General features: G+C 53.7%; 10 protein-coding genes. 8 read left to right on the top strand and 2 right to left on the bottom strand.

Features of this window, described 5'->3' with window-relative positions:
• Positions 1-131: 131 nt before the first annotated feature.
• Entirely contained in the window at positions 132-2495 is a 2364-nt protein-coding gene (locus M2108_RS30750; RefSeq protein ID WP_277473268.1) for an MMPL family transporter, read from the bottom strand.
• Positions 2496-2523: 28 nt separating this feature from the next.
• On the bottom strand, positions 2524-3141 hold the full coding sequence (locus M2108_RS30745) for a TetR/AcrR family transcriptional regulator (RefSeq protein WP_090713108.1): 618 nt from the start codon (positions 3139-3141) through the stop codon (positions 2524-2526).
• Positions 3142-3663: 522 nt separating this feature from the next.
• Here M2108_RS30745 and M2108_RS30740 point away from each other — a divergent pair.
• The 8 genes from M2108_RS30740 to M2108_RS30705 all read left to right on the top strand — a co-directional run bounded on the left by M2108_RS30740 (position 3664) and on the right by M2108_RS30705 (position 14434).
• On the top strand, positions 3664-4644 hold the full coding sequence (locus tag M2108_RS30740; protein ID WP_277473267.1) for a zinc-binding dehydrogenase: 981 nt from the start codon (positions 3664-3666) through the stop codon (positions 4642-4644).
• A 563-nt stretch (positions 4645-5207) separates the two neighbouring features.
• Positions 5208-5882, top strand: a complete 675-nt coding sequence (locus M2108_RS30735; protein ID WP_277473266.1) for a hypothetical protein — start codon at positions 5208-5210, stop codon at positions 5880-5882.
• A 123-nt stretch (positions 5883-6005) separates the two neighbouring features.
• Positions 6006-6308, top strand: coding sequence for a hypothetical protein (locus tag M2108_RS30730; RefSeq protein WP_277473265.1), 303 nt, complete (start codon positions 6006-6008; stop codon positions 6306-6308).
• Positions 6308-8074 carry an ABC transporter ATP-binding protein gene (locus tag M2108_RS30725; protein WP_277473264.1) on the top strand — a complete coding sequence of 589 codons (1767 nt, stop codon included), beginning with the start codon at positions 6308-6310 and terminating at the stop codon, positions 8072-8074. Before M2108_RS30730 ends, M2108_RS30725 begins: the two co-directional genes overlap by 1 nt.
• Positions 8043-9905, top strand: a complete 1863-nt coding sequence (locus tag M2108_RS30720; protein WP_277473263.1) for an ABC transporter ATP-binding protein — start codon at positions 8043-8045, stop codon at positions 9903-9905. Before M2108_RS30725 ends, M2108_RS30720 begins: the two co-directional genes overlap by 32 nt.
• Positions 9906-9978: 73 nt before the next feature.
• Positions 9979-10893 (top strand): phosphotransferase, encoded by a 915-nt coding sequence (locus M2108_RS30715; protein ID WP_277473262.1) that lies wholly within the window; start codon positions 9979-9981, stop codon positions 10891-10893.
• 287 nt (positions 10894-11180) lie between these two features.
• Positions 11181-12695, top strand: a complete 1515-nt coding sequence (locus M2108_RS30710) for a response regulator transcription factor (protein WP_277473261.1) — start codon at positions 11181-11183, stop codon at positions 12693-12695.
• A complete protein-coding gene (locus tag M2108_RS30705) occupies positions 12692-14434 on the top strand; it encodes a sensor histidine kinase (protein WP_277473260.1) in 1743 nt (580 codons plus the stop codon). Before M2108_RS30710 ends, M2108_RS30705 begins: the two co-directional genes overlap by 4 nt.
• Positions 14435-14504 lie beyond the last annotated feature (70 nt).

Genomic DNA, 14504 nt, shown 5'->3' with positions numbered 1-14504 from the left:
CAGGAGAATCGCTGCTCTGTTTAAATTTTAGACTTTTGAGAAGAGAATGAGCCTGTCACTACCAGTAGAATATCTACTTATGGGACAGCCCCCTCTTTTTGGGGAGGACGGCGATGGTGCCGTCCTTTTTGTTATTTTTTGTGTCCGCTCACGCCATTCTCGGCATTTAGCTTGGCGATCAGCTTGTCGCCTTCAACATCGAGGTTCGGCAGCAGGCGGTCCAGCCATTTCGGCAGCCACCAGGCCTTGTCGCCGAACACGGCCATAACGGCCGGCACGAGCGTCATCCGGATGATGAAGGCATCGATCAGGATACCAAAGGCCAGGGCGAAGCCGATCTGCTTGATCATCGCATCAGGGGCGAAGATGAAGCCGGCAAAGACGGAAACCATAATGATACCTGCAGCAAGCACAACGCGGCTGGCAAGATCATAGCCGTGTACAATGCAGTCATTGCCGTGACGGCCGTGAACGTAAGCCTCGCGCATCGAGCTGACCAGGAACACCTGGTAATCCATTGCCAGACCGTACAGGATACCGGTGACCAGAATCGGCATGAAGCTGAGCAGCGGCCCTCCGGTATCAAAGCCGAACAGGGAGTGCAGCCAGCCCCACTGATAAACGGCTGTAGTCACGCCGAAGGTAGCAAGGATACTGAGAATGAAGCCGACTGTTGCTTTGATTGGCACAATAATCGACCGGAATACGAGCAGCAGAATAATCAGCGAAAGAACAACAATGATACCGATGTAAATAGGGAAAGCATCAGAAAGCTTGGATGACATATCGATGTTAATGGCGGTAAAGCCGGTTACACCAAGGGTAATATCGTTGTCGGACGCGAGACTGTAGGAAGGATCGCGCAGATCCTGCACCAGATCTCTTGTTTCTGTATCCGTCGGCCCGGTTTTTGGAATCAGGCTGATAATCGCGATATCGCCCGTTTCGTTAACTCCCATCGGGGACACCAGGGTGACATTATCATGCGTTTGCAGCTCTTGAGTCAGCTTGCCCAAAGTCTCCATCGAGATTTTGTCCGAAGGGTTATTCGGCTGGGCAACCAGCAGCAGCGGGCCGTTGAAGCCTTCACCGAAGCCCTTGGAGATGACATCGTAGCTCTGGCGGGCCGGAGTATCCAGATTCGCCGAGGCGCCGGAAGGAATACCGAGCTCCATTTTGGTTACCGGAATCGCAGCCGTTCCGAGTACAAGCACGACCAGCATAATGATCGGCCAGCGGAATTTCACTGTGGCGTTAGCCCAGCGGTGCGAGAAGCCGTGATGTTCTTTGTTGCCGGCAGCGGTGCTCTTGGAGCGCGCTTTGGCTGTGCAGATCTTTTCGCCGACGAGACCAAGCAGTGCAGGCAGCAGAGTCAGTGCCAGCAGGACGTTGATCAGTACGCTGACTGCGGCAACAAGCGCCATGGTGGACAGGAATTCCATACCGATGACCAGCATCCCGCACAGGGCGATAATAACTGTAAGGCCGGCGAAAAATACTGCGCTCCCCGCAGTACCGACAGCCCGGCTGGCCGCTTCACGCGCATTCAGCTTCTCATCGAGAATCAGGCGGCGCTGGCGGTTGACGATAAACAGGGAATAGTCGATCCCGACAGCCAGACCAATCATTACGGCGAGAATTGGCGTGATGTCATTCATCTGGATTACACTGCCGAGGGCAAACGCGCCGCCGACACTGATACCAACCCCGAGGAGTGCGGTAATCAGCGGCAGTCCGGCTGCTACAACCGAACCAAGGGTAATGAACAATACGACTGCAGCCACGGCAACCCCGATTGCTTCAGTTGAACCGATGGAAGGCGTGCTCTTCAGCGAGTCACTCGGAATCGCTGTAATGCCGGAGCCGGCCTGCTCGACTTCCGTTACAGCCTCGATCACGTTATCCGGTACTTCGGATGGCAGTGAAGTCTGCTGCACAGTGAACTGGAACTGGAACAGGGCAATGTTACCGTCGGAGGATAGCATGACGCCGGGAACCATGGCGCCGTCAACCAACAGCGGACCGTAAGGAGCAGCTGATGCAGCTTGCGCGGCGGCGGCCTGAGCCGCAGCGGCTTGAGCTGCCGCATCGTCCTGGCCTCCGGCAGCAGTCGGATCAGCGGCAGCGCCCTGGCCTGCGGCCTGTGCGGCAGCTTGAGCTGCCAGTTCAGCCGGATTAATAACATAATCCATGCTGTACACCTCATTGATCGCCTTCAGGAGCAGCGCGCTCCGTTCAGGCGTGTCGAGACGCTCGCCTTCCGGTGCGGTGAAGGCGACGCTGGCCTGGCCGCCGGCGGCAGCCGGAAGCTCTTCGGCCAGCATATCCAGCACCTTTTGCGATTCGGTGCCTTCAATTTTCATTTCGGAGCTGGACTGGATGCCGTTAACACCGAGCAGAGCGCCAATCACACCAAGAATAACGATCCAGGTGCCGAGGAAATACCAGGGCTTGGAATAAGCCGATTTCCCCAATCGGTACAGAAATGTAGACATGTAATGGTTTCTCCTTTTTGTCTCTGGTTTAAAAGCCGTTGCGTAAGTAATTGAACATGGAAGTCAGATATTGGTCAAAAGATACGGAGCCAGGCCGGTCCTCCTGCGATTCACCCGGCAGCAGCACGTTCAGCCGTCCGTCGAGTATAGGTACAAAAGCTCCATAAACTGCACCGGCCAGCAGATGTGTATACCCGTCGGAATACCGGCCGTGGGTGAACCGTTCGAGCACTTCCTGGGCGGCCATCTGCAGCCGGCGGAACACGCTGAGGATATACGGCTCCAGCGACGGATACTGGTTGGCCAGCGATGCGAACTGCCGCAATCTGCGCAGAAATTCTGAAGTGAACTGCAGCTTGAGCAGGCTGTACAGGGCATCCAGCGGTGTCGCATCCGGCGCCAGATGCGCTAACAGGTCATTTTCGTCCTCGCTGGTTGCCCTGTTCATGAAATACTCTGCCACCGCTTCTTCTTTACAGGAAAAATAATTGGCAAAGGTCCGCCGGGAAACGCCCGCCTGCCGCACAATATCGTCAACAATGAAGCCGTCCATGCCGTGTACCAGAGCAAGCTCAAAAGCCGCTACAGATAAAGCATAAGCGGTGGCCTCCTTTTTCTGGTCGCGCAGCGTCAGCTTGGGGTTCAACGTTCATTTCCTCCATTCTTGAATAGAGTAATAGTTTAAATTCTAAAGTTTATTAAAGCATATTTTTGCCCAAAGTGCAAAAATGCTCAATAGGCAAAAAGTGTGAGGTTATAGGAATGTCTATTTACAGCTGTTAAAGGAAGAAAATCTTTGGGTAAAGGAGAGTAATGAAGCTGTGGCGGAAAGTACGTACTATACTTTTTATACTTTGGGTGGAAGCGTATTTGCTGCGGATATGATACGCTGGCGCGGGTGCGCGGGGCGGAAGGAAAGCCGCCGGTCCGGCCGCCCCAGCCAAATGCGCGAAATGAAGGGCAAACATGCCCTTCATTCCGGCTGACCCGGCCATACACCATTCATTCCGGCTGGACCTGCGGCGCGATTCTCCTGCTCCTGCCGGAAGGTTTCTACCAAAATACAGCACAGCCACACTCCCAAGCAGGTCAGCACGGTAACGGGATGCTGGCCAAAAATTCTGCTACAATGTGTTCATTGGAATACCATCCGAAGGAGGCCATACAGTTGAAAGCTCTGTTACTGCAGGAAAAAGGAAAATGGAATGAGATGAAGGTCAGTGAAATCAGCGTACCTGAGCCGGGAGCCGGCGAAGTACGGGTTGAGGTGCATGCGGCCGGACTTAACCCGGTTGACTATAAAACCGCCACCGGCGGCAACCCCAATTGGACCTATCCGCATGTGCTCGGGCTGGATGTGGCCGGAGTGATTGCCGCAGTAGGCGAAGGTGTGGAACAATGGAAGGCTGGTGACCGGGTTCTATATCACGGGGACCTTACCCGGACGGGCGGGTTCGCGGAATTTGCCCTGGCCAAGACCAGCACCCTCTCGCGGATACCGGATACAGTGGCTTTTGAGGATGCTGCTGCACTCCCGACAGCCGGTTACACGGCTTACCAGGCGGTGTACGGAAAACTGCCGCTTACGCAGCTGAACACACTGCTGATTCACGGCGGCGCGGGAGGCGTCGGCGGATTTGCCGTTCAATTGGCGAAGCTTGCCGGCAAGCGGGTTATTTCCACCGCATCGCAGCACAACCATGAGTACGTAAAAAGTCTGGGAGCGGACCATGTCATTGACTACCGCGAGGCAGACGTAGCTGCCGAGGTGCTCCGCCTGACCGATGGAAGAGGCGTGGATGCGGTAATTGATTCGATCAGCAGACAGAGCGCAACACAGGCGCTTGAGCTGATTGCCTTTTTCGGGCATGTGGTGCACATTGCCGGAGCGCCGGACTATGCGTCGGTGAAGCCGTTCACCAAAGCTTTTTCCGTCCACGAGGTTGCGCTTGGGGCCGCACATCAGTCGGGTGATCCGGAGGCGCTGCGGCAATTGTCCGAAATTGGAGACGAGATGCTCTCGTTGCTCGCTGCGGGTAAAATCTCCTCGCTGCTGGAGGAAGTTATCACGTTGGAGCAGGTTCCAGCAGCTTTGGTGCGCCTGTCGGAGCGGCATATCCGGGGCAAAATCGTGGCGAAGCTGAAATAAGGCGGTGAGCGTCCGCTAATTTGAACGTTCTCTGAAGTCACAGCTATTCTTCGGAGAAGGCATTGCAGTTGTTTGTATCTGAATGGGTTTGTATCTGATTTGGTCGTATAAATTAAGTGGAAAATCGCCACCTAATTCTATAATAATCGCAGCTATCAGGAAAATAATTGGAAAAAAGTTACCTAAATTCATCAAAAACACCTCGAAAGCTAACAATCGCCCGAAATAAGTGACTTTTGTCCAACTAATAGTCGCATATACCTGAAAACTCAAGAATTAAGTGGCGAAAATCCAACTAAACCACTTGAACCAGCACCAGCACCAGCACCAGCACCAGCACCAGCACCAGCACCAGCACCAGCACCAGCACCAGCACCAGAAAGCATCCAAATGGCGACAGTGGCAGAGGGAAAGCATATGCTCAATCTACATAGATATGTTGGAGGGGACTCATGAAGCCTATTAAATGGTTGTTGATATCAGCGGCAGCTCTAGCAGCTCTAATGGTAACTTCCTGCAGCAAAGGATACTCCGAATCCGAGAAAAAGCAAAAGGCCTCCGAAATGAAAGAGTACCTGGAAGAGAAGTATTCTGAAGCTTTTATAATAGAAAATGTTGAGGATTTGCGTTACTACCGGGTAGGCGCACTTACAGGCGGAGATGTTGCCGGAGTCCAGGCTGTCGCTTACCCTGCCGGGAATCGTGAGGCGGAGTTCAGGGTAGAGTATTGGGAGAAGGAAAATGTCATTGAAGACAGCTATATCAATCTGATAATGTCCGATAAGCTCGCTGAGCTGGTTCAGGAAAAAGTGCAGTCAATCTGGAAGGCGCCGGCCAAGCTGGACACCGTTTATTTTGAAGGGCCGTTTGGTTCGCTCCCGGACAGCAGCTATACACCCGCGGCAGAAGTGAAGGATTACCCGTATTCAGCAGGCATCAATGTGTTCATGGCACAGGAAGGCGAACTGGATAAGCCGTTACAGGCCACGCGGATCAGGCAGCTGAATCAGGAGTTGAAGGACTATGGCATCACGAAATTCCTCAGCACTGTCTTTTTTATGAATACTGAGGATTATAGCAATATAGAAGCCACACTCCAGGATATCGATGAAAAGAAGGACCACGAGTATAATATCTACAGCTTTTGCAGGCCTAAGGCGGATTGCTGGGTTTCCGGAGGGCAGGGGGACGAGACGGTAGAGGAACTGATCGAGGATTTTTCGCTTGGAAAAGAGTAATGTAAACGCGGCTGCGTTCTCCACCTATGGAGGCGCAGTTTTTTTTTGTCATCCTGATTGACAATCCGTAGCAAAGTGTATACATTTGTATACATATAGGTTTAGCGAAGGAGGGATTCGAGCATGAAAGAACAATGGGAGCACGGCGGGCATGGTGACCGTAACTGTGAAGGCCGGCATAAAGGCAGGCATCATGACGGGGCCAAGACGTTCCGCCGCGGGCGGGCGCTGGAGTTTTTGAATGTGCTTGAGGTGAAAAGAGCAACGCTGAAGCAGCAGGTAGAAGCGCCGGAGTATCAGGAGATTAAGCAGGTGCTGCTCGGTGAGCTTAAGGCGGTAGAGATGGTGATTGACGAGTATACCCGGCATTTTGAGCTACGCCGCAAGGAAACGGATGAGCCTCAGACGCCAGAAGGGGATCAATGATGTGGGAATTAAGACGTTATCTGAAGCCGTATGTGAAATTTATGATTCTGGCCCCGCTGTTCATGATGATGGAGGTCTTTTTTGACCTGCTTCAGCCTACACTGGCTGCGCATATCGTTGACAACGGAATTGTGAGCCGCAACTTTAGCGTTATTGAGCGGACCGGGTTTCTGATGCTGGGCGTTGCGCTGCTGGGGCTGGTTACCGGCGTGCTGTGCAACTTTTTTGCCAGCCGGGCCTCGCAGAATTTTGGCGCCGATATCCGTGAAGCGCTGTTCACGAAGGTGCAGACCTTTTCCTTTGAAAATGTTGATACCTTCAAGTCCGGCTCGCTGATGACCCGGATGACCAGTGATGTGGTACAGGTGCAGAATCTGTTGCAGATGGGCCTGCAGGGCCTTGTCCGTGCGCCCAGCCTGCTGGTCGGCAGCGTGGTCATGGCACTGATCATCAACCGTCAGCTCGGGCTTATTCTGCTGGGCACGCTGATTGTCCTGATTGCTGTAGTCGCGCTGCTGATCCGTTTTTCGACTCCGATTTTCGCTGCGGTACAGGGGAAGCTGGATGCCGTAAATACGCGGATTCAGGAAAATCTGGCCGGAATCCGGGTCGTCAAGGCCTTTGTCCGGACCGGCTATGAAACAGGGCGGTTCCGCGAGGTCAACGGGGATTATACCCGGGTCTCCATCCGGGCAGCCCGCTTTATCGCGCTGAATTCGCCGATCGTCACGCTGATTATGAACGCCTGCCTTGTAACCGTGCTGCTGTACGGCGGCAACCAGGTATCATTCGGCTCGGTTAAGGCAGGCGATTTGGTCGCTTTTGTAAACTATGTAGTCCAGGTATTATCGTCCCTGCTAATGGTCAGCAGTCTGCTGATGAACGTGTCACAGGCCAAGGTGTCGGCTGACCGTATTCAGGAGGTGCTTGCTGCGCAGCCGCATATCCGGGATACTGAAGCAAAAAGCGAATGGTCTCTGCCAGGCCGCAGTGTCAAGCTAGAGAATGTATCCTTTTCCTACAACGGTTCATCCGATCCGAAGGATCTGGTGCTGCGAGGTATTAATATCGAAGCTGAGCGCGGCGAGACCGTGGCGATTATCGGGGCAACCGGCTCCGGCAAAACCACGCTCGTCCAGCTGATTCCCCGGCTGTATGACGTTACGTCAGGTTCCATTCAGCTGGACGGACAGGACATCCGTGAGCTTCCGCTGCTGGAGCTGCGGCGGCGGATCGGGATGATCCTGCAGGAATCGTTCCTGTTCACCGGCACGATCCGCGACAATATCGCCTTCGGCAAGCCAGGTGCAGCGCGGGCCGAGGTGGAAGCGGCGGCCAGGATTGCCCAGGCGCATGATTTCATCAGCAAGCTGCCGGAAGGCTATGATACCATGCTCGGACAGAAGGGCGTCAATCTGTCCGGCGGTCAAAAGCAGCGGCTGTCCATTGCCCGCGCACTGCTCGTGGGGCCGCCGGTGCTGATCATGGACGACAGCATGAGCGCCCTGGATGCCCGGACGGAGCGGCGGCTGCGGGGTGCGCTCAAGGATATTACGGCAGAGGCCGTGACCTTCCTGATCGCCCAGAAAATATCGTCCGTTACGGAAGCGGACACGATCATTGTACTCGATGACGGGGAGATCGCCGGCAGCGGCTCCCATGAGGAATTAATGCAGAGCTGCAGGGTATATCAGGAGATCTACCGGTCGCAGTTCGGCTCAGAGGAGGTGCCTTATGTCAGCAAACCAGCCGTCCAGTCCGTCTAACCAAGGCAAAATGCCGCAAAAATTCGACCAGATGGGCTTCCGCCAGGGTCCGGGCCATATGCACGGAGGCGTGCCGAAGGTAAGATCCAAGGATACGCTGGGCACACTGCGGCGGATTTGGGGCTACCTGAAGCAGGAGCGCGGGGCACTCACCTGGGTGATTGTGTGTACAGTACTGATTACTGCTCTTTCACTTGCAGGTCCCTATCTGATCGGCAAGCTGTTCGATAACTATATCGTGCCCGGCCGGTTTGAGGGGATGCTCCGGATGGGAATGATCCTTCTGGGCGTATATGCCCTGGGCGCATTCTTCACTTGGGTTCAGCAATATACAGCCTCCAGCCTATCCCAGAATACGGTCCGCAATATGCGGCAGGATCTGTTCGAGCAGTATCAGCGGCTGCCGGTATCGTTCTTCGACCAGCGCACCCACGGGGAGCTGATGAGCCGGGCCGTTAACGATATTGCCAACGTCTCCAATACGCTGAATCAGACGGTTGTCCAGTTGATTGCCAGTGTGCTGATGCTGGCCGGCTGTCTGGTTATGATGCTCAGTCTGAGCGTGTGGATGACGCTGATTACCATTCTGACCGTCCCGCTTATTACGTTTATTGTTAAAAAAATCTCCGTCCATACCCGCCGCTACTTCTCGGAGCAGCAGCAGCATCTCGGCGAGGTGAACGGCTTCGTCCAGGAAAATATCTCCGGCCTCAAGGTCGTCAAGGTGTTCGGCCGTGAGGAGGAGGCAGTCCGCCAATTCCGGCAGATCAATGAACGGCTGCGGGCCGTCGGAGTGAAGGCGCAGACCCTCTCCGGCTCCATGGGCCCGATGATGAACTCGATGCGCAATCTGACCTTCCTTGTTATCGCGGTGTCGGGCGGTATTTTTGCTTACCATGAAATGATCACGATCGGTATTATTGTCAGCTTCCTCAATTATTCCAACCAGTTCAGCCAGCCGCTGAACCAGCTCGCCAACCAGTACAATCTGTTCCAGTCAGCGGTTGCCGGGGCGGAGCGCGTGTTTGAAGTGCTGGATCTGGAGCCGGAAATGTCCGGGGAACAGGAAGACACGGCAACCCGGCGGATCAGGGGCGAGGTTGTATTCGAGCAGGTGGGCTTCGGCTATAAACCTGAGGTACCCGTGCTGAAGAATCTCTCCCTGCACGCCGAGCCCGGCCAGATGCTGGCACTTGTCGGCCCGACCGGGGCAGGCAAAACTACGATTATTAACCTGCTGACCCGCTTCTATGAAATCCAGTCCGGGCGGATTCTGATTGATGGTGAGAATATCCGTGATCTGGATAAGCAGACCCTACGGTCACAGATCGGTCTTGTGCTGCAGGATGCTTATGTCTTCTCAGGGACAATCCGGGACAACATCCGGTACGGGCGGATGGAAGCTACGGATCAGGAGGTAGAGGAAGCGGCCAGGCTCGCAAATGCCGATGTGTTCATCCGGAAGCTGCCGAACGGCTACGATACGTATCTGAGTGCCGAAGGCGGCAACCTGAGCCAGGGGCAGCGGCAGCTGCTGACCATCGCCCGTGCCGTGCTGTCCGATCCGTCGATCCTGATTCTCGATGAGGCGACCAGCAACGTGGATACGCGGACAGAGCTGCATATCCAGGAGGCGATGCGGAAGCTGATGCAGGGCCGGACCAGCTTTGTCATTGCCCACCGGCTGAGCACGATCCGTGAGGCCGACGCGATTCTGGTGATCCAGGACGGACAGATCAGCGAACGAGGAACCCATGAGGAGCTGATGGACCGCCAGGGCTTCTATTATGAGATGTACCAGAACCAGTTTGTGTCGGGGACAGCAAGCTAAAGACGGCTCTATAGAGAGCAGCAATCTTACGAATACCCCTAAATAACGTAAGGAACGAGGAGGCTGACAATTCATGGGAGGAACGAATGTATGGGATGCGGAGTGGGAGGTTAACGAAGAACAGGCGCGAACGCTGATCGGCAGACAATTCCCCCAGCTGTCATCGAAGCAAGTGAAGCGATTGGGCTGGGGCTGGGACAATACGGTTTTTCTCATCGGTGATGAGTACGTGTTCCGGTTTCCAAGAAGAACGTTTGCAGTTGGCTCGATTCGTATGGAAGGGAGGCTACTGCCGAAGCTGGAGGCATATATGACCATCCCCTATCCGAAACCGTTGTTTTATGGCGAAGCAAGTGACGAATACCCGGCACCTTTTCTTGGCTATGCCTACATGCCAGGAGATTTTCCAATCGGTTTGACAGAAGAACGCCGGGCTTTATCGGCAGAGACGCTGGCGAAATTTTTGCGGAGATTGCATGAGTTTCCGGTGCAGGCGGCGCTGAAGTGCGGAGTTCAGCAGGATCATCGAAAATTGACGGACATAGCATCGCGCAAAGTGAAATTGGAGGGCTTTCTATCGAAGGTGGTTGAACACTTGTCGCCGGAGGAGTCCGGTGTGATCGAAGCATATATTAGCAGGCTGCAAAAGGACCGTGTCGAGCCGGTGAATGCACTGCTGCATGGCGATCTTCATTTCAAAAATATGCTTGTGAATGAGAACGGTATCGTTTCCGGCATCATTGATTGGGGCGATCTGAGCGTAGGACATCCGGCTTGCGATTTGAGCGTTGCTTATAGCTTTTTACCACCTTACGCCCGCGGCGTGTTTTTCGAAACGTACGGAGGAGCGGACGAGGAAACAAAGCTGCTGGCGCGGCTGATCGCGGTATACATCCCCATGCTGATCTTAATGCAAGCGGTCGATGACGGGAATGAAGCGATTGCGGCAGAGGCGAAATCCAACATTATGCGGGCACTGTCGGATTAGGCTCATTATTTCGTTGCGGCTAACGGGACACGATAGCAATAAACCGCCTTTTCAACGAAAGCGGTTTTTTTTATGGTCAAATATCAACATTAGAATTTAACATAGCCATAAATAAAAACCTATTCACAACCACCTAGCAAAAAAACAAGATTTATGGTAAATTTGCAGGCCGTTACAGAGCAGAGCTAATTAATCTGCTTATACATAAATAAATTGTAGTACACTGGAATTGCTATACAAGCGCTTACATGAATCACTTGAAATCCTCAATTAAGGAGAACATTCCGATGCGGATGCTAATTGCAGATGATGATGATTATACAAGAGAAGGCCTGATGGATGCGGTGGAATGGAGCCAGTACGGCATTGAACAGATTATCGAAGCGAGAGACGGGGCGCAGGCGCTGCGGCTGGCTGCACAGCATAAGCCGGAAATTGTGCTGACGGATATCCGGATGCCGAAGCTGAACGGAATTGCTTTTGCCGAAAAGCTGGGAGAGCAGTGTCCGGACTGCAAGCTGCTGTTCATGAGCGGGTATCTGGACGTGGAATATCTGAAAAGCGCCATCCGGCTGGCCGCAGTCGATTATATAGAAAAGCCGATCAAAATTCCTGATTTGAAGGAGGCCATCTCCAAAACAGTCGAGTCCGTGCAGAAGAGCAGGCGTCTGACCGATGAGCTGAGCATCAAAAAAAACCTGCAGCAGCAAAAGCTGGCACAGCTGATGATTGAAGGGACAGCCGGCCGTGAAGTGGTCCTGAAGCAATGTGAGGAGGCCGGATTTCCGGTGAACGCCGGATATGTATGTGTGATTGTGTCCAGTAGCGGGCAGTCTGGCGGTGAGCCGGAGCTGCTGGAGGAGCTGCATGCCTTCTGGCACAGGCAGGGAGTGCAGGCCGTCGGTAACGTTACCGGCAAAGGGGAGCTTGGATTCGTGCTTCCGCTGAACCGGGTGAAGCTGGAGCGGGTCCATGCGCTCGCGAAGCAGCTGCTTATAAGCCATGATGGCCTCCGCATTGCAACGGGCAGCAGGGTGCCGGATATGTTTGAGGTAAGCCGGAGCTATGTACATGCCCGTACAGCGCTGAACTGCTTTTTCTATGAGCCGGAGTCCCGTTTCAGTCCTTTTGCAGAATCCGGGGGGACGTCAGCCGGGATCAGCCCGCAGCTGTTTGTGGACTTCTATATGCTGATGAAAAGCCAGCCGCGTGAGCTGACCGGATGGATTGAAGCGCTATGTGACCGTCTGATTACGGAGGAGCGTCCTCCGCGTGAGCAGGTCTATTCGTTATTCTCCTCTATGGGCAAGGCGATGCTGCAGGAGAAGGGGGCGCTGCTTGCCGGACTGGAGGGGGTCTATGAGATGAAGGACATTGACACCCGGTTATCCGCGTTCTATACGCTAACGGAGCTCAAGGAATATATACTGGCAATCTGCAGCAGCTATTGTGCCGAAAAAGCCAAAGAAGCCGAGTACTCGCATACGGTAATCAGCGTGATGGATTATGTAGCTGCCCATGTCAGCAAGGCGGAGCTGGATCTGCCGGAAATCGGACAGCATATGTTTATGTCCTCCGCCCATCTGAATGTGCTGTTCAAGCAGGAGACAGGGATGACGATTACCCAATACATCAGGGATTACCGGATTGAGCTGGCCAAGAAGCTGATCATGAATGAGCATTATAAAATGAACGCAATCTCCGAGCTGTGCGGCTTTGCCAGTCCGAGCTATTTTGCCAAGGTATTCAGGCTCTGCACCTCCGTAACACCGGTTGAATACAGAAAGCTCAAGCTGCGATGAGGACCACAGTCCCGTTCCGCAATCTGTCTATCCGCAAAAAGCTAATTCTCCTGTTCGTCATGGTCGGGATTATCCCGCTGATTATTACTTTTTTTGTATCCCAGCATGAAATCCGCAAATACGCGCTGGACCGGCAGAGCTATGCCAACAATCAGACTTATGAGCAGACCCTGTCCGTACTGACCAGCCGGATGTCGCATATTGAAGAGATTTCCTCAATGATTGTGGTCAATAAAAATATTACTTCGATCTTCTCGCTGAAGCCTGAGCAGCTTGAAATCTGGCAGCAGCTCTCGATGTTCGAGGAGATTACCTCCTATACGCAAATTCTGGAGTCAGACTCGCAGTTTAACAACATCATGTATTTCATCAACGACGGATTTGTAACCGCCGGCAAAACCTCACTATACCGGCCGCTCAGCCAGGTTCAGGGGCAAAAATGGACGGAATCCTTTCTGGCTGCTAAAGGAAGGTCTGCCTGGCTGATCTTCGAGGACAAATTCAACTTTCTGACCCCGAAGAAGTATCTGACGCTGGGCCGGGCATTGTGGAATGAGAATGACTATATGGAATCCGTCGGCTTCGTGATGATCAACATTGACCTGGAGGAGATCGCCGGAGCGCTGCGGCAGTCGGTACCCGGGCAGCTGGTCTACGTGGAAACGGCAGACGGCGAGCTTGTTGCCAGCAGCGGGAGTGAAGAAGAGCTGGCGAAGATGCGCCTGCCGGGCAAGCTGAACAGCGGACCCAGCTATTCAGAGATTCATCTGGGGAGCGGCACCTATCTGGCCCGCGGCAACCAGATTGATTCGACCGGCCTGTATCTGATATCGGTCATTCCGTCCAGTGCCGCCATGTCCATTATCCAGAAGATCCGTGTCCAGATGCTGGGCATCTATGCCGTGATCGGGCTGCTGATCTTTGTGTTTATTTTTCCGATTACAAGGTCGATTACACAGCGCATCTTCCTGCTGATGAACAAGATGAGCCAGGTGCGGCAGGGCAGGCTGAATACGCTGGACCTGGAGCCGCGCACGGATGAGCTGGGCCATCTGATCTCCAGCTACAATTATATGATTAACAGTGTGCAGGAGCTGATGGAGGAGCAGTTCAGGCTGGGGCAGGAGAAGAAGGGGGCAGAGCTGAAGGCGCTGCAGTCCCAGATCAATCCGCATTTTTTGTATAACACGCTGGATATGGTGAACTGGATGGCCCAGAAGGATGAGGTGGACAATATCCAGCGGGTAATTCACGCCCTGTCGGATTATTACAAGCTTGCGCTGAATAAAGGCAAGGATGTCGTGACTGTGGGTGACGAGGTCAGGCTGTGCAGCATCTATATGGACATTCAGAAGAACCGGTATAAAGACAGGATCAAGCTGGAGATCAGCGTAGAGGAAGATGCGCTTAGCTGCATGCTGCCCAAGATCACCCTGCAGCCGCTGGTGGAAAATGCGATTGTACACGGCATTATGGAGACGGAGGAGCGCAGGGGAACGATCCGCATTACGGGCCGGATTGAACAGGACAGGCTGCAGATTAGCGTTGAAGACAACGGGGCAGGCATAAGCGGACGGGAGGAGCGGCATTCGGGCTACCAGGGAAGCGGCTACGGGGTTGATAATATCAGCAAGCGGCTGAGCCTGTTTTTTGGCGGTGAAGCCCGGGAGATAACGTTCATAAGTGCAGAGGGCAAAGGGACCAGTGTCATTATAGAGTCTGTAAAATATATTGTGTAAACTCTCAAACCCATTAAAATGGAAGTAAGAGAAAGGTTGGGGAGAACACATGGGACTTTGGTCAAAACAG

Source organism: Paenibacillus sp. PastM-3 (assembly GCF_029893965.1).
In the GTDB taxonomy this organism is placed as follows: Bacteria; Bacillota; Bacilli; order Paenibacillales; family Paenibacillaceae; genus Paenibacillus_AQ.
Note: the sequence above shows the minus strand (reverse complement) of the source record. Positions and strands in the feature narration are given on the sequence as shown.

Excerpts from the sequence above, each read along its gene's own strand:
- M2108_RS30725 (WP_277473264.1), top strand. The coding sequence starts at position 6,308 with ATGTGGGAATTAAGACGTTATCTGAAGCCGTATGTGAAATTTATGATT.
- M2108_RS30720 (WP_277473263.1), top strand. The coding sequence starts at position 8,043 with ATGTCAGCAAACCAGCCGTCCAGTCCGTCTAACCAAGGCAAAATGCCG.
- M2108_RS30715 (WP_277473262.1), top strand. The coding sequence starts at position 9,979 with ATGGGAGGAACGAATGTATGGGATGCGGAGTGGGAGGTTAACGAAGAA.
- M2108_RS30730 (WP_277473265.1), top strand. The coding sequence starts at position 6,006 with ATGAAAGAACAATGGGAGCACGGCGGGCATGGTGACCGTAACTGTGAA.
- M2108_RS30750 (WP_277473268.1), bottom strand. The coding sequence starts at position 2,495 with ATGTCTACATTTCTGTACCGATTGGGGAAATCGGCTTATTCCAAGCCC.
- M2108_RS30710 (WP_277473261.1), top strand. The coding sequence starts at position 11,181 with ATGCGGATGCTAATTGCAGATGATGATGATTATACAAGAGAAGGCCTG.
- M2108_RS30735 (WP_277473266.1), top strand. The coding sequence starts at position 5,208 with ATGAAAGAGTACCTGGAAGAGAAGTATTCTGAAGCTTTTATAATAGAA.
- M2108_RS30705 (WP_277473260.1), top strand. The coding sequence starts at position 12,692 with ATGAGGACCACAGTCCCGTTCCGCAATCTGTCTATCCGCAAAAAGCTA.